Below are 16,635 nucleotides of genomic sequence, written 5' to 3'. Positions count from 1 at the left end.
GGAAGAGGAACCGGGCAGCGTGAGGAGGGCGGGTGACGCGAACCGCCACCCGGTCGGCGTGGGGGACGTGGATCGGGTTCGAGTCCTGTCCCACGCTGCTCGGCCGCCTCGTCGAGGGCTTCGCCGGTCCCTGGACCCCACTTGAGGACGTTCCCGTCCCCGGCCTCCCGACCGCTCCGGTGGACGACGCGGACGCGAGCAGGGACGCCGCACGGGACGCGGCGCCGGACGGAACCGGCGCGATCGGATGCGTCGTGCTCGCCACGCGGTCCCCGGCCGACCTGCGCAGGGCGGTGCCGCTGCGCGGCCTGCTGCCCGCCACGACGCGCGTGCGCATCGCCGTCGCCGACGTGCCGCCCTGGGCGGCCCAGCCGCTGCCGGTCGCCGCGCCGGGCGCCTGCTGGCGGCACCTGACCGAGATGCGGGTCTCCCGCCGAGGCCGCGGCTGGCACCTGGAGGCCGCCTTCACCGAGCCGGTGCCTGCCGGTGACGTCGTGGCCCACGTCGCGCACGGACTGTTCGGCGGATGCGAGGCGACCACTCCCGTGGCGGGACTGGAGGGCGGTGTCACGGCCGACTGGCGGCCCGGCGACCCCAACGTGACGCTGTCGCCCCCCGGCGGGCCGGTGCCGGACCGCCGCGACGCCCCGGGCTGCGACCTGCCGCTACGCGGGGCGGAGGCGGACGGCCCTGTGGCCGCCGGCTCTGTTGTTGCCGGCCCGGTGGTGGACGGCCCGCTGCCGCCGCTGGACGAGGCCGTGGTCAACCCCATCGGATTCCGCCAGCATCCCTCGCAGGGGATGGCGGCGCTCGCCGCGCACCGGGACGGGTTCGTCGTCACCCTCGGCGCGGACCGGCTCGTACGGCTTCCGGCCTGTGGACGGGTCACGGACGTGGACGTCGCCCGCCTGCGGGACGTGCGCGGGATCGAGGTGCCCGTGCTCGCCCCACAGGCAGGGCAGGGGCGGGCGAGTGAGGTCGCCCGCGTCGTGGCCGCCCTCTCGGCCGCCGGGATCCCGGTGCTCGCCGCGCCCGATCCCGCCCGCGACCGGGCGCTGGGCCCCGCCCTCGCCGCCGCGCTCGCCGCCGCGACCGATGAGGCGCTCGCGTCCGACCTGCGCCGCGAGGAGCTGAGCATCCGGCTGCGCAGGGCCGCGCTGCGCGCGCACGGGGCCGCCGCCCGCTGGCGGCGTCTGGCCCTGGCCGCCGGCCTGCCGGTGCCGCCGGACCCGAGGGTCTCGATCCTGCTGTGCACGCGCCGCCCGGAGATGGTGCCGTTCGCGGTCGAGCAGATGGAGCGCCAGCGCGGCGTGAGCGCCGAGCTGATCGTGGGGCTCCACGGCTTCACCGCGCGGGAGGCGGCGATCCCCCGCACGCGGCTGCCGATCACCGTCATCGAGGCTCCCGCCGCGACGCCGTTCGGGGAGGTCCTGAACCGGATGGCGGCCGTCGCCTCCGGGTCGTACCTCGCCAAGGTGGACGACGACGACTGGTATGGGCCCGACCATCTCGCCGACCTCCTGCTCGCCCGGCGCTACAGCGGCGCCGACCTCGTCGGCTCGGCCGCGGAGTTCGTCTACCTGGAGCCGCTCGACGTGACGATCAGGAGGTGCATCGGCACCGAGCGGTTCGCGCCGCTGGTGGCCGGGGGCACGATGCTGGTCACCCGGGCGGCGTTCGAGGCGGCCGGCGGCTTCCGGCCTCTGGCGAGGACCGTGGACGGTCAGCTGCTGCAGGCGGTGGAGGCCGTCGGCGGCCGGATCTACCGCACCCACGGCCTCGGCTACGTGCTGCGCCGCCGCAGCGCCTACGGCCACACCTGGCGCCAGCCCGTGCAGTCGTTCCTCGCGTCCTACCAGGAGCAGTGGCGCGGGCTGGTCTTCAACGAACTGATGGAGGACGGTGCCCGATGGCGGGCGGAGGTGAGGACGTGACGGGGGCTGCGCGCATCCCGCTCAACGACTACGGGGTGCTGGGAGAGCCGCCCGCGCCGGGGGAGTGGACCCCCACGCTCACGGTGAGCGTGGTGATCCCCGCATACCGCGCGGAGCGCACGCTGCCGCTGACGCTGGCCAGTCTGGCCCGGCAGACCTACCCGGCCCACCTCATGGAGGTCGTGGTGGTGGATGACGGCGAGCGGCCCATGGAGCCGCCGCCCGAGTCGCCGGCAGTGTCATCATCCGGGCCGCTGCCGGAGCGGCTGCGGGTGGTCCGCCCGCGCGGCGGGGCCTGGGGGAGGGCGAGCGCCTGCGCGGCGGGGGCGGAGGCCGCCAAGGGCGAGGTGATCCTCTACCTGGACGCCGACCTCGTGCTGTTCCCCGAGCACGTGGAGGCCCAGATGCGCTGGCACCACCTGGCCGACTACCTGGTCGTCCTCGGACACCTGCGGTTCGTGCCCGGCCTCGACGAGGTCCCGGCGAGCGAGGTGCTCGCGGCCGTCGAGGCGGGTGCGGTGCCCAAGCTTTTCGCCGAGGAGGACGCCACGCCGCAGTGGACCGAGCGGCGCTGGGACCAGACCGACGACCTGCGTGCGGCCGGTTTCAGCGCGTTCTCCGTGATGGTCGGGGCGACCGCGTCGCTGCCCGCCCGCCTGCTGCGCGCCGCCGGGGGGCTGGACGCCTCGCTGGTCCTCGGCGAGGACACCGAGCTCGGCTACCGGCTGGCCCAGGCGGGGGCCGTGTTCGTGCCCGACCGCCGCAGCCGGTGCTGGCACCTCGGCCGGTCCACCGTCATGCGCCGCGAGCCCGACGTGAAGCGGCACAACTGGCCCCACCTCGCCGAGCGCGTCCCGAGCTTCCGCTGGCTGCGCAGGCACCCCCACCGCACCTACCTCGTGCCGTACGTCGAGGTCGTGGTCGAGGTGGGGGACGCGTCGTTCGAGGAGGTCAGGGCGACCGTCGACGCCGTGCTCGCCGGGCGGCTGCCCGACGTGCGGGTGACGGTCGTCGGGCCGTGGGGACGGCTCGGCGGCGGGCGGCGGGACCCGCTCGGCGACCCCTCGCTCGACCTGCGGCTGGTGCTCGCGTGCTACCAGGGCGAGCCGCGCGTGCGGTTCCGCGAGGCCGTGCCGGACGACTGCTTCCCCGTGCCGTTCCGCTTCCACTGCCCGCCGGGCTGGGTGCCGTCGCGCGGCGCCATCGGCTCGGTGGTCAAACACGCCGACCGGCAGCGGCTCGGGATCGTCTCGCTCGCGCTGGACGAGCGCGAGGACGGCCGTGTCGTGCACGCCCGGCTGGAGCGGACCGCCGCGATGAGCCGCGCCCGCCACTGCGCGGGGCCGGGGGACGACCTCGGCGACCTGGTCCACGAGATGTACGGCACGGTGTGGGACGCGGGCGACAAATGGGGGTTCCTGCCCGCCGCGCTCGCCGCGACGACCGCCCCGCCGGTGCCCGGCCGCGCCTGGACGGACGCTCCCGGAGAGGCGGGGACCGCGAGGGCGCTGGGCGGTCCCCGCCATCAGGGCCGCTCCGGTTCCCGGCCGCTGCGCCGCACCGCCCGGCTGCTCCGCAGGCGCCTGCGCGCGCTCGTGCGCCCGGCCTGAGCCGCGTGTTTCCCGCTTCGCCGACCCTAAGGACCGCCCGTGCCCCGCCTCAGCGTGATCATCCCGATCTACGACGTGGAACCGTACCTCGCCGGTTGCCTGGCCTCGGTCGCCGCGCAGACCTGGCAGGACATCGAGGTCGTCATGGTCGACGACGGCTCGCCCGACGGCAGCGCCGAGATCGCCGCCGGCTTCGCGGCGCGCGACGGCAGGTTCCGGCTGGTCCGCCAGGCCAACGCGGGGCTCGGGGCGGCGCGCAACACGGGCGTGCGGCACGCGACCGGGGAGCACCTGATGTTCCTCGACGGCGACGACCTGCTGCCGGCGCACGCCCTCGAATGCCTCCTGGCGTCCCTGCAGCGGTCGGGATCGGACCTCGCCACGGGCAACGTGCTGCGCCTCGACGGGCGCGGCGCCCGCCAGTCGGCCATGCACCGGGCCGTCTTCGCCGACGCCGCCGCGGCCACCCACATCACCCGGGCGCACGCGCTCCTGCGCGACCGGCTGGTCACCAACAAGCTGTGGCGCCGCTCGTTCTGGGACGCCCACGGGTTCGCCTTCCCCGAAGGCGTGCTCTACGAGGACATCGCGGTGGCCCTGCGCGCCCACTTCCTGGCGCGGGCCGTGGACGTGCTGCCCGCGCCGGTCTACCTGTGGCGGCGGCGCGAGGGCGGCGGCCGCTCGATCACGCAGGACAAGACGCGGGCCGTGCATCTGGAGGACCGGTTCGCCGCCGTCACCGAGGTCCGCCGCTTCCTCAGCGAGCACAACTTCACCGCGCACATCCACGCCTGGGACCACGCCGTGCTCGACGGCGACCTCACGAACTTCCTCGACGTGCTCGACCAGGCCTCCCCGGCGTTCCGGGAGCGCTTCCTCGACCTCGCCGGCCTGTACCTGGAGGACGTGGCGCCGCCGGTGCTCGACGGGCTGCCCGCGCTGCGGCGCCTACAGTGGCACCTGGTGCGCCTGCGCCGCCTGGCCGACCTGCTGGAGGTCCTGGCCTGGGACCGGGAGGTGACCCCCGACCGGCGGCTCGTCCGCAGGATGGGCGGCCACCATCTGAACGTGCCCCTCGCCCGCGCCGCCGACCGTGAGATCCCCGCCGCCGTGACCAGGGCCAGGGACGAACTCGTCCCGCGTCACCGCATCGACGCCGTCCGCTGGGAGAACGGCGTGCTCGTGGTGGAGGGACGCGCGGCCCCGCCGTTCCTGCGCCCCACCCGGCGGGTCCACCAGCAGGTCTTCGCCGTCCTCGTCCACGAGCGGACCGGGCGGCGCGTCCGGGTGCCGGCCTCGGTCATCAGGGCCCGGGTGTCCACGAAGTCGAAGGAGCGCGACTGGGGCGGCTTCCGGCTCACCATCGACCCCGCGACCCTGGCCAGGCCCGGCCGGCTCGGGCGGTGGCACGTCGAGCTGCGCGTGCTCCACCGGGGCGTCCTGCGGCGCGGACGGCTGAGCGACCCGCGCGCCGCCGCCTCGGCCGTCGAGCAGGCGGGGTATCGCACCGTGGGCCCCGACCACTACGTCGCGCCGCTGCTCGGAGAGACCGGAGTCCTCGTGCTGCGGGCCGAGCGGGAGACCGCCCGGGTCGTCACGCGTGAGGTGCGCGACGGCCGCCTGCGCCTGGTGGGCCACGTCGTCAACGACCTCGGCCCGAGCCCGGTGCTCCAGGTCACCCGGCGGCCCGGAGGCGTTCCCCGCACCTATCCCGTGCACGTCGACCGGCGTACGTTCGAGGCCGTCGTCGACCTGCGGGACCTGCTGCCCGCGTCCCGGACCCCGCGCATCGCCGTGCCGGCGGAGGTCGCCGCGCCCGAGGCGTGGTGGGAGGTCGAGGTGCGGGCCGCCGACGGCACCGTGACGCCCGTGACCGTCGCCGAGGACGTGCCCACCGGCCGGTACGGCCTGGCCGGACGGGAGATCGTCGTGACGCGCGACCGCACGGGCGTCCTGGTGCTGCGGGATCAGCCCGTCGCGGCGTACGCCGATCTCGCAGAATGGCTGCCCGCGCGCCGAGGGGGAGGCGGCGAACTGCTCATCGAGGGCGGCCTCGCGGTGCCGCACGTGATGTCGGCGCTGGTGGTGGCCGCCCTCGGCCCCATCACCTCGGGGCGCGGCGAGTGGCTGCTGCCGATCGAGGGAGCGGGAACCCGCTTCCGGGCGCGGCTGACGCCCGAGCAGGTCGGCTCGCCCGCCGGGCCGCTGCCGCTGCCGCGCGGCCGGTACGCCCTGGCGATCCGGGCACGCGCCGCCGGGGGAGAGTGGACGGACCTGCCGCTGGAGTTCGACACGGACGTGCCGGCGGCCCACCAGACGGCCCGCCGTACGTTCGGGGTCGTCACGTCGGGTCCGGGCCGGGCCGTGCTGACCGTGAGCGGCGACCTGACCGCCGACGAGCGCGGCAAGAAGGCCCAGCGGGTGCTGCGCACGAGGACCTATCCCCAGATGAGGGACAGGCCGCTGCGGGACGCCGTCCTGTTCGACGGCGGCGCGGGCACCCGCTTCGGCGGCAGTCCGAGGGCGGTCTGCGAGGAGCTGCGCCGCCGGGGGACCGACCTGCCGCTGCTGTGGAACGTGCGGGACGGCCAGGTCGCCCTGCCCGGCGACGTCGAACCGGTGCGCAAGCTGGGTCGGGAGCACTACGAGGCCCTCGCCCGGTGCCGCTACGTCGTCACCGACGCGCCGCTGCCGCCGTGGTTCGAGCGCAGGCCCGGCCAGGTGGTCGTGCAGACCTGGCAGCAGCCCGTGCACACATCGAGGGACGCCGCCGTCGGCGGTTCCCGGGCGGGTCAGTGGACCCATCTCGTCTCCGCGGGCCCGTGGTGGACGCCGCTGCTGCGGCGGGCGTTCGGCTTCGAGGGAGAGGCGCTGGAGACCGGCCTGCCCTGCGACGACCTGCTGACCGGACCCGGCGCCCGGGAGCGCGCCGCCGATGTGCGGCGCCGCCTCGGCCTGCCGGAGCGCGCCCACGTCCTGCTGTACGTCGCGGGGGAGCACGACACGCTCGACGCCGGACGCCTCGCGGCGCGACTGACCGGCGACCACGTCCTGCTGGTCCGTCATCCGATGGGGGCCGGGACGGACGGCGTCCGTCTGCGGGACGTGAGCGGCCATCCGGACCCGCACGAGTTGTACCTCGCCGCCGACGTCCTGATCGCCGGGGACGTGGCGGCGGTGTTCGACTTCGCCGTGACGGGACGCCCGGTGCTCCTGCACGCCGGCCGGCCGCGGGACCTGTGGCTCCTGCCCGAGGCGCCGGGGCCGGTGCTGCATGGTGGCGCCGGGGGAGAGGACGAGGTGCTTGACGCGCTCGCGCACCTCGGCGAGGTCGCGGACAAGCACCGGGACGCGTACGCCGCGTTCCTGGCGAGGTATCGCCCGATGGCCGACGGGCAGGCCGCCCGCCGGGTGGTGGACGCCCTGTTCGGCTGACCGCCGCCATCCGGGATGGCTCGTGGGTCAAGAGCTGCCCAAGCGACCGTAAGGCAATGGGGATGGGCCGGGTGGCGTGTGGCCTCGCGTCGGCATCCTGACGGCGTGACGGTGCCTGCCAGGCTCTCGGTGGTCGTCCCCCTGCACGGCGGGGAGGAACACGCCGAGGAGTGCCTCGAATCCCTGCGCGACCAGACCCTGGACGACATGGAGGTGATCCTCGTCGGCCGCCCGCGTGGCCTTCGCCCGCCCGACCACAGGTTCACGCTCCTCACACTCGGCGACGGCGGCGACGACCCCGGCACGGCCCGCAACGCGGGCGCGGCCTTCACCACCGGGCGCTACCTCGCCTTCGCCGACCCCGGCTCGGTCGTCCCCGCGGACGCCTACCGCGCGCTGGTCGGCGCCCTCGACCACACCGGCTCCGACCTCGCCTGCGGCCGGATCCGCACCTGGACGCCGTACGCGCCGGGCCAGGCCCCCGTCCCGGCGGCGAAGCCCAGGCTGCGCACGCACATCACCCGGCATCAGAAGCTGCTGGACGACCCGCGGGCGGGCGGCATGGTGTTCCGCCGGGAGTTCTGGAACCGGCACGGGTTCGCCTTCCCCACGGGCCTGGGTGAGGACTTCCCGGTGACGATTCCCGCGCATGTGCTGTCCACCTCGGCCGACGTGCTCGGCGACGTGGTCTGCCTCACGCGCGGGTCCCGGCCGCCGGCCGACCCGCTGCGCCGCCTGGAGGCGATGCTGGAGGTGTCGGACCTGCTCGGACGGCACGCGCCGCGGCTGCGCACGGCCTACGACCTGCGCCTGGCGGAGGGCCCCGACCTCGACGCCGTGCTGGAGGCCGTACGCGGCCGGGTTCCCGACGCGCTGGCCGAGGTCCTGGGCCGCCTGGGCCGCCTGGACCCCGCCGCGGTGGAACGGCTGCCGGTCCTCAGGCGGCTCCAGATCCACTTCGCCGCCCACCGCATGACCGGCGAGCTGGCGGAGCTGCGGACGTTCGCCGCGTCGGAGATCAGGCACAGGGGCGTGCTCCGGCGGGGGCTGCGGCCCCGCCGCTGGTATCTCGACTACCCCTTCCGCCGTGACCCCCGGCTCCCGCGCTCCCTGTTCGACGCCACCCGCGACCTGCGGCTCGTCGCCTGCGTGGACGACGTACGCCGCGCGGACGACAGGCTCGCCCTGACCGGCCACGCGTACATCGCCCATCTGGACAGCGGGCGCAGCCGGATCGAGCTGTGGCTCCAGCGGGGGGAGGAGCGGATCACGCTGCCGGTGCGGCGGACCCGCAGGCCCGACGTGACCGCCGACTCCCGCCAGTCGGTCGCCTGCCACGACGACTCCGGCTTCGAGACCGTGATCGCCCTCGACACCCTGCCCGCCGGCCGGTGGGCGTTGCACGCGCGGGTCCGGGCGCGGGGCGTGACCCGGACGGGCCGGGCGATCGGAGCCCCGGGCGAGCGCGTCTTCGACGCAGGGAACGTGCGTGTCTCCCTCACCCGTGACCGTGGGCTGACGCTCGGCCCCCGCACCGCCGGCGGCCCGCATCCCGATCCCGGCGGCCACGTCAGCACGGTCCGGTGGACGGAGTCCGACGGCGAGATAAGCACGGTCCGGCAGACGGAGTCCGACGGCGAGATAAGCATGGTCCGGTGGACGGAGTCCGGCGAGCTGGTCCTGGAGGGGACGGGCCGGTGCCCGGCCGGCCGGATCGTCCTGGAGCGCGGCGCGGAGCGGCACTCCTGGCCGGTCCGCCAGGACGAGGAGACATGGACGGCCGCCGTCGGCAGGACGGCCGAGGGTCTTCCGCTCCGCAGCGGGACGTGGCGGGTGCTCGCCCCGGCGCCGGCGGGCGGGGACGTACGCGTGCGCCTGAGCCCGGCCCTGATCGCCGATCCGCCGCGGCCGCGGGTCACCGGGTTCCACGAGATCTCCGTCCGCACCTCACGCGACGGCGACCTGAGCCTCGCGGTGCGCCCCGCGCTCGGCCCGCACGAGCGTGGGCCGTACGCGACGCGCAGGCGGCAGGCGGCGGCGCCGCGCCGCACGACCCTGCGGGACGCTGCGGTGTTCGACAGTTACGGCGGCGGGCAGTACTCGTGCAATCCCCGGGCCGTCTCGGAGGAGCTGGCGCGCCGCCACCCGGACATGGAGATCGTCTGGGTCACCCGGGACGGGCAGTTCGCGGTCCCGCCGGGGGTGCGCCTGGTCCTGTACGGCTCCCGCGAGCACGAGGAGGCGCTGCGCACCAGCCGCTTCGTGGTGGCGAACCGGCGTACGCAGCCGGGGTGGTATCGCAAGCCGCGCGGACAGACGGTCGTGCAGACCTGGCACGGCACGCCGCTCAAACGCCTGGGGCTCGACCTGGAGGGCATGCCGTACGCGCAGCGGGTGCCGCGCGACGAACTGGCGCGGCAGGTGGCGACCTGGGACCTGCTGCTGTCGCCGAGCCCGTTCGCCACCTCCGCGCTGCGCGGCGCGTTCGGCTACGAGGGGGAGATCCTGGAGTCGGGCTATCCGCGCAACGACGTGTTGTTCGATCCCGCACGCGCCCGCGCGGCCCGGCGACGGCTGGGCCTGCAGGACGACCGGCGGATCATCCTGTACGCGCCGACGTGGCGGGACGACGACACCACCGGACGGCTCGCGCTGGACCCGGTCGGGGCGGCCGGGGCGCTGGGCGACGACGACGTGCTGCTCGTGCGGGCGCACTACCTGGTGGCGCGGGACATGGCGATCCCGAACGGCGACCGCGTCCGCGATGTCTCCAGATTTCCGGACATGGCGGATCTCTTGGCCGCCGCGGACGTGCTGGTCACCGACTACTCGTCGGCGATGTTCGACTTCGCGTGCACCGGCAGGCCCATGGTGTTCTTCACACACGACCTGGAGCGCTACCGCGACGAGGTGCGCGGCTTCTACTTCGACTTCGAGGCCGAGGCCCCCGGGCCCGTCCTCGGGACCGCCGACGACGTGATCGACGTGCTGCGGTACGGCGACCTCGGGCAGTTCGCGGGGCGCTACGAGCGGTTCGCCCGCAGATACTGCCCGTGGGACGACGGGCACGCCTCGGCGCGCGTGGTCGCGCGCATGCGGCCATGACCCGCCCGTTCCGGCACGCGGCCGGCCATTCACCCCGCCGTACGGCCGAAACGCCGACGCCACGCACCGCGCCCGCGGTCCCCGCGGCGGGCCCGGCCGAGACGCCCGAGCGGGCCGCGAGACTGGACCGGCCGCCCGTCGTGATCGTCGTGCCCGCCGTTCTCGCGCTGGCCGCCGGGCTGTGGGACCTCGGCGGGCCGCCGCCGTGGCGGGACGAGGCGGCCACCGTCAGCGCGGTCGGCCGCACCTTCCCCCAGCTGGCGCACCTGCTGCAGTCGGTCGACGCGGTGCACGGCCTCTACTACGCGCTGATGCACGTCGTCGCGGGCTTGTCCGGCACCGCCGAGGTGGCGCTGCGGATCCCGTCGGTCCTCGCGGGCACGCTGGCAGCCGCCGGGACCGGCGCGATCGGCCGCGCGCTCGGCGCCCCCCGGGCGGGCCTGTACGGCGGCGTGCTGCTGGCCCTGATGCCCATCTTCTCCAGGTATGTCCAGGAGGCCCGGCCGTACGCGATGACGGCGGCGGCGACCGTCGGCGTGACCCTGCTGTTCCTGCGCGTGCTGCGGTCGCCCACGTCGGCGGTCCTGGCGGCGTACGCGGCGGCGCTGACCGTGCTGGCCTACCTCAACCTGTTCGCGTTCCTGGTCGTGGGCGCGCACGGCGTCGCCGTGATCCTGTCGAGGGGACCGCTGCTCCGGTGGGCGTGCGCGGCGACGCCGGCGCTCGCCGCCGTGGCGCCGCTGGCCTGGCTCGGCTCGCGGCAGAGCGCGCAGGTGGAGTGGATTCCCCGGCCGGCGGCGGCCGACGTGGGCAGGCTGGCTGTCCAGCTGTTCGGCGACCTCGGCGGGGCGACCGGGCCCGGAGTGGCCCCCCTGACCTGGGCGCTCGCGCTCTTCGGCCTCGCGTACGCCGCGGTCGTGGGCGTCCGCAGGGCTCGCGCGGCCCGCAGCGCGGAAAAGCCCGAAAAGCCCGCGGAAAAGCCCGAAAAGCCCGCCGAGACGCCCGCGGAAAAGCCTCCCGCGACGCTCGACGCGCTCGTGCGGCTGACGCTGCCGTGGCTGCTCGTGCCCGCGCTGGCGCTGCTCACGGCCTCCTGGGCCGCCCATCCCGTGTATGTGTTCCGCTACGTCTTCTGCTGCGTCCCCGCGGCGGCGCTGCTCGCCGGGGCGGGCCTGGCCGCGCTGCCCCCGGGCCTCGCCGCCGCCGTGCTGACCGCCTGGCTCGGCCTGTCGGTTCCCGGGCAGCTCGCCACACGGGGGCCGGACGGCAGGCAGGACGACCCGCGGCCGGTCATGGCGCTGCTCGCGGCCGAGGCGCAGCCGGGCGACGGGGTGCTGTTCGTCCCCGCCAAGGTCAGGAAGTACGAAACGGTCTACCCGTCGGTCTTCGGCAGGCTCCGCGACGTGGCGCTGGCCCGGTCACCCGAGCAGGACGGCAGTTTCCCGGGCCGCGAGGTGGGCACCCGGGTGCTCGCCGCCCGGCTCGACGGGCTGCGCACGCTCTGGGTCGTCGGCCACACGGGCAAGAACGCGATGCCCGCCCGCAGACGCGCCCTGGTCGCGCGTTCGTTCGCCCCGGCCGGCCGCTGGACCTTCCGCGGCCTGTTCGTGGACAGGTACGTCCTGCGGCACGCTCACCGCTCGAACGGCGCCGGGGTGGGGAAGTAGGCATCCAGGAACCGCGCCAGCAGCGCGTCCTGGTCATCGGTCGTGGGCGCGGTGTCGTTGAGGCAGAACACGTCGTGCCTGCGCCGGGCGAGCATGCGGCGCAGCTTGGCCGGCGTCTTCGGCAGCGACAGGTCCACGTAGGTGTAGTCGACCGTGCCGGGGACCGCCCGCCCGCTCAGGTAGCCGTAGTAGTGCGCCAGCGAGGACACCACCGAGATGTCCCGCGACGTGCGGAACCTGCTGCGGGCGGTCGCCGCGAACTCCGCCGCGAAACGCCCCTCCAGCTCGTACATGAGCGACCGGCGCAGCGCGTACGGCACGTGCTTGAGCTTCTGCGTGATCGTGCGGCCCGTCAGGTTCTCCAGGATGCGCCGGTTGTTCATGCCCGCGGCGTGGACCGGGGACTCCTCGGTCTCCGGAACGCCGAACGGCACGTGGACGGTGCTGGGGAAGAAACGGGTGATCCCGTTGCCCTCGAAGAACGTCCGGGGAGGCAGCGGCCGCCCCAGGAAGAAGTCGTCGTTGAAATACAGGAAGTGCTCGCTGAGCCCGTCGATGTGGTGAAGCTGCGTCTCGATGGCGTGGGAGTTGAACACCGGCAGCACCGACGGGTCGGTGAAGATCTCCTTGTGGTCGACCACCGCGACCATGGGGTGGGAGGTGTCGAGCCACGACGGCGTCTGGCCGTCGGTGACGATCCAGATCCGGTTGATCCAGGGGGCGTACATCAGCAGGGAGCGCAGCGAATAGCGCAGCTCGTCCCTGCTGGTGAACCGTGCCTCCGTGGTCGCCATCTCGCTCAGCGGGGCGCCGGTGCGCAGCGCCTCGTCGCGCTCGGCCTGGTCGCGGCGCGCCCGCCAGGCCGGGTCGTCCCCGTCCACCCAGGTGTAGACGGCGTCGATCGGGAAGTCGATGTCGTCGAGCAGCCGCCGGGCGAACTCCGGCCGGGTGCGGTAGGCGCGGGCGCGGCGGGCGGCGCACGCCAGCGGCGTGAACAGCTCCTCGCCGCCGTCCACGGCGGGGCCGTCGGCGGGGACGCGGTCACAGGCGGGGTTCGGCCTCGGGGCGACCAGTTCGTCGCCCTCCCGGGCCCAGAACTCCAGGTCGCACCCGTTCTCAGGACCGAGCATCAGCGTGCGCGAGGGACTGGCGAAATACATGGCCAGCCGCACGACCTTGGCGTCGCCGAGCAGCGCCGCCGCCCGCCGCACCGGGCGCATCCGGCCCGCGTCCGCCTGGCGCGCCCGCGCCCCCTGCCTGCCGTACGGCTGCCGCGCCGCGAACAGCGGATGACTGCCGGCCGCGAGCGCGGCGAACGTGCGGGTGCGGTCGTCCTCGGGCACGGCGATCACCGGCGGCCGGTTGGGCAGTGGCCGCACACAGAAGTACGGCACATTCGCCTCGGTCAGCAGGGCGCACACCACGTCCAGCGTCTCGCGCTGGGCCTGGAGCGGACCCGCGTCCGCCCGGATGAGCGCGGCCCGCGGCGCGGGCTCCCACGACGGCAGCCGCCCCTGCAGCCGCCGGTACAACGTGACAACGGGCATGGTCTCCCCCTCGAACACGGACTGTAACCGATCGGCGACCGGATTGGCGCATGGTTTACGCAGATGGGGGAGATGGTCAAGAACCGGCAATGAGATGCCCTGCCTGTTACCGAAGAGCAGGCCAACGGCTACCCCTTGTAGTCATTCTTGCTCGCATGGGAGGCTTCACGCTGGACGACATACTCGCGACGCGCAAGCCGAGAGACTCGTGGTGGACCGTCTTCATGGTCGATCCGCTCGCCTGCCGGCTCGCGCTGCTCGTGGCCAATCACACTTCGATCACGCCGAACGGGCTGACCCGGCTGTCCATGCTGATCGGCTTCGCCTCGGCGGCCGCCTTCGCGGAGGGCATGCTCGTCGCCGGCGCGGCTCTGTTCTATCTGAGTTTCACGGTCGACTGCATGGACGGCAAGATCGCCAGGCTCAAGGGCACGGGGACGCCCTTCGGCCTGTGGCTCGACTATGTCGGCGACCGGGTGCGGGTGGTCTGCTGCGCCTTCGGCTGGGGGTTCGGGGAGTACACCCGCACGGGGGACACCGACGTGGTGCTCGCCGCCGTCGGCGTCGTCGTGCTCGACCTGTTCCGCTACATCAACGGCCCGCAGCTGAAGCGGGTCAAGGACGCCACCCGCGCGCTGCTGGAGGCGCGGCTGGACGGGCAGTACGTCCTCGCCGAGAGCGTCCTTCGCTCCAGGCCGCGGACCGAGCTGGGGCAGGCCGCCGCGGAGTTCGGCGGGGTCGCCGCCGACGACGGCGCGACGGTGGTCGACCTGCAGAAGGCGTTCCACGCCCGCTTCCCCTGGTACGACCGGTTCCGCGTCTTCCTCGTGCGGCACCGGGTGCGCACCCACGTGGTGAGCGGCATCGAGTTCCACGCCGCGATCTTCGTCGTGGGCCCGCTGTTCGGTCCCAAGGCCCTGGTGCCGGTCTCGGTCGTGGCCGGCGCGCTGCTGCTCACGTTCGAGATGAGCCTCGTCTACCGCGTCTGGCTGGCGGCGCGCCAGGTGCCCCGCACCGCCGCCGAGAAGCAGAAGATCCTTGTCTGACCGGCCGTCCCGGCCGGATCCGCACGTTCCTACGGCGTGACGCCGTAGGACCCGCGTCACAAGCCGCGCTCGGGGGAGGGCGGCCTGGCGTCTGGCAATTTCACCACGGGGGATAGAACTCATGCATTCGGACAGACCTGTCTTCGTCGTCGGCTGCCCGCGCTCCGGCACCACCATGCTGCAGCTCATGCTGCACTCGCACCCGCGCATCGCGGTCCCGCCCGAGACGCGGTTCCTCGTCCCGGCCTACTTCTCCCGCCGGGCGTACGGCGACATGCGGCTGGCCGACAACAGGCGCAGGCTGGCGACCTGGATCGCCGAGGGCCGGACCACGAAGTTCCACGAGCTCGGGCTGAGCGGCCCCGACTTCGTCCAGGCGGCCATGCTCGGCCCGGGCAGCTTCGGCTCGGTCGTCGGCATGGTCTTCAAGTGCTACGCCGAGCGCTTCGGCAAGCCGCGCTGGGGCGACAAGCGGCCCAGCTACTACCGGCACGTCGAGATGCTGATGCGGATGTTCCCCGACGCGCAGTTCGTCCACCTCGTCAGGGACGGCCGCGACTGCGTGGCCTCGCTCAAGCAGATGCCCTGGTACAAGGCGGACGCCGTGCACGCCATGGCCAACTGGGCCGAGGCCGTCGACTTCGGCCGCCGGCACGCGCGCAAGCTGCCGGCCGACAGCTTCTACGAGCTGCGGTACGAGGACCTCACCGCCGACCCGGAGACCGAGCTGAAGAAGCTGTGCGTGTTCATCGGCGAGGAGTACGACCCGGCGATGTGCGATCCGCGCGACATGGCCGAGCTGGCCGTGCCCAAGCACAAGGTGTGGCACAGCAACACGCACGAGGAGGTGACCACCGCCCACTCGGGCAAGTGGGCCTCCCGGCTGGAGCCCTGGGAGATCTCGCTGTGCGAGGAGGTGCTCGGCGAGCGGCTCACCGCGTACGGCTACGAGCTGAGCGGCGCGCGCAAGCCCGACCGCGAGCACGTCGCCGCGTTCAAGGCGGCGGCGGCCAAGCGGCGCGCGGCGCGGCTGCGCAAGTACAACCGCGACCGGCTCACCCGGCTGCGCGAGCCCGGTCCGATCGCCGCGCTGCTGACGGAGGGCCAGCGGCGGCTCGCCGGCCTGCCCCAGCAGCGCTCCTACGAACTGCTTCCCCGCTGACATCCCCTCTCGGCCATCTCAGGCGCCCGGCGGGGGGCCGACCGACGACCGCACGATGAGGCGCGAGCGGAGCGTGTGCGTCTCCCGGCCGGCCTCGGCCCCCTGCACGATGTCGAGCAGCACCTCGGCCGCCTTCGCACCGAGCCCGTGCACCGGCTGCGCGATCATCGTCAGCGGCGGATCCATGACCGCGGCCCAGGCGCTGTCGTCGAACCCGATCAGGGCGACGTCGCGCGGGTAGGACAGCCGGGCCGCCCGCAGGGCGCGCAGGGCCCCCGTCATCGCCTCGGTCTCCGTGCAGAACAGCGCGGTGATGCGGTTCGGCAGGGCGAGCATGCGCGCGACCTCCTCGGTCGCCCGCTCCTCGACCTTGCGCCCGACCATCACCAGCTCGGGGTCGAAGGGGATCCGCGCGTCGTCGAGCGCGTCGAGGTAGCCGCGCAGGCGCTCGCCGTCGGTCCACAGGTTGCGGGAGGCCGCCGCCAGCAGCTCGCGCCGGGTCGCGGGCGGCTGCGCCATGGGCGGGCCCCACACGAAGCCGATCCGCCGGTGCCCCGCCGCGATCAGCCGCTCGACCGCCTCACGCGCCGCGTCGCGGTTGTCGATGACGACCGCGTCGAGGTCGAGCGCCGGGATGGCCCGGTCGACCAGGACGACCGGGACGCCGCGCGTCAGCGCCTCCTTGACGTGGCCGACCTCCCGGCCGCTGACCGCGGCGGACGCGATGATCATGCCGTCGACGCGCTTGTCGATCAGCACGTTGGTGGCGGCGACCTCTTCGTCGAGGTCCTCGTAGGTACTCAGCACGATCGTGTCGAAGCCGCGGGCCCGGGACGCGTCGCAGACGCCGCGGACCAGTCCGGCGAAGAAGGGGTTGCCGATGTCGGCGACGATCACCCCGATGGTGTGGCTCACGCCGGTCGACATGCTGCGGGCCAGGGCGTTGGCGCGGTAGCCGAGCTTCTCGGCCGCCGCGAGCACGCGTTGGCGCAGCTCCGGGCTGACGTGTCCATACCCGCCGAGCGTGCGGGCGGCGGTCGCCCGCCCGACGCCCGCCTCGGCCGCCACCTCGGAGATCGTCACCCGCCCGGCGGCCTGGCTCCGCTCAGCTGGCATGGCTGGCGTCCCT

9 protein-coding genes are annotated in these 16,635 nt (G+C 74.5%); 7 read left to right on the top strand and 2 right to left on the bottom strand.

Going from position 1 to position 16,635, the window contains the following annotated elements; genetic code table 11:
- Window positions 1–32: 32 nt before the first annotated feature.
- The 5 genes from FLW16_RS27620 (at window position 33) to FLW16_RS27600 (ending at window position 11,751) form a co-directional block, all read left to right on the top strand.
- On the top strand, window positions 33–1,934 hold the full coding sequence (locus FLW16_RS27620) for a glycosyltransferase family 2 protein (RefSeq protein ID WP_142563069.1): 1,902 nt from the start codon (window positions 33–35) through the stop codon (window positions 1,932–1,934).
- A complete protein-coding gene (locus FLW16_RS27615; RefSeq protein WP_185949618.1) occupies window positions 1,931–3,544 on the top strand; it encodes a glycosyltransferase in 1,614 nt (537 codons plus the stop codon). The genes FLW16_RS27620 and FLW16_RS27615 overlap by 4 nt, the downstream gene beginning before the upstream one ends.
- Before the next feature lie 39 nt (window positions 3,545–3,583).
- Window positions 3,584–6,979 (top strand): glycosyltransferase, encoded by a 3,396-nt coding sequence (locus tag FLW16_RS27610; RefSeq protein ID WP_142563067.1) that lies wholly within the window; start codon window positions 3,584–3,586, stop codon window positions 6,977–6,979.
- Between the two features lie 105 nt (window positions 6,980–7,084).
- Window positions 7,085–10,084 carry a bifunctional glycosyltransferase family 2 protein/CDP-glycerol:glycerophosphate glycerophosphotransferase gene (locus FLW16_RS27605; protein ID WP_185949617.1) on the top strand — a complete coding sequence of 1,000 codons (3,000 nt, stop codon included), beginning with the start codon at window positions 7,085–7,087 and terminating at the stop codon, window positions 10,082–10,084.
- Window positions 10,081–11,751: a glycosyltransferase family 39 protein gene (locus FLW16_RS27600; RefSeq protein ID WP_142563065.1), complete on the top strand. Its 1,671-nt coding sequence runs from the start codon at window positions 10,081–10,083 to the stop codon at window positions 11,749–11,751. The genes FLW16_RS27605 and FLW16_RS27600 overlap by 4 nt, the downstream gene beginning before the upstream one ends.
- On the opposite strand, the gene FLW16_RS27595 is transcribed toward FLW16_RS27600, so the two are convergent.
- Window positions 11,718–13,298 carry a stealth family protein gene (locus FLW16_RS27595; RefSeq protein ID WP_142563064.1) on the bottom strand — a complete coding sequence of 527 codons (1,581 nt, stop codon included), beginning with the start codon at window positions 13,296–13,298 and terminating at the stop codon, window positions 11,718–11,720. The two genes, FLW16_RS27600 and FLW16_RS27595, sit on opposite strands and share 34 nt — an antisense overlap.
- 155 nt (window positions 13,299–13,453) lie before the next feature.
- On the opposite strand from FLW16_RS27595, the gene FLW16_RS27590 reads away from it, so the two are divergent.
- A complete protein-coding gene (locus FLW16_RS27590) occupies window positions 13,454–14,344 on the top strand; it encodes a CDP-alcohol phosphatidyltransferase family protein (RefSeq protein ID WP_142563063.1) in 891 nt (296 codons plus the stop codon).
- 121 nt (window positions 14,345–14,465) lie between these two features.
- Window positions 14,466–15,506: a sulfotransferase gene (locus FLW16_RS27585; protein ID WP_142563062.1), complete on the top strand. Its 1,041-nt coding sequence runs from the start codon at window positions 14,466–14,468 to the stop codon at window positions 15,504–15,506.
- Between the two features lie 18 nt (window positions 15,507–15,524).
- Here the strand turns inward: FLW16_RS27585 and FLW16_RS27580 are convergent, their stop codons facing one another.
- Window positions 15,525–16,622, bottom strand: coding sequence for a LacI family DNA-binding transcriptional regulator (locus tag FLW16_RS27580; RefSeq protein ID WP_142563061.1), 1,098 nt, complete (start codon window positions 16,620–16,622; stop codon window positions 15,525–15,527).
- Window positions 16,623–16,635 lie beyond the last annotated feature (13 nt).

Origin of the sequence: Microbispora sp. KK1-11 (genome assembly GCF_006874435.1) — a bacterium.
GTDB classification, from domain to species: Bacteria; Actinomycetota; Actinomycetes; order Streptosporangiales; family Streptosporangiaceae; genus Microbispora; species Microbispora catharanthi.
This window is presented reverse-complemented; position numbering and strand designations above follow the sequence as displayed.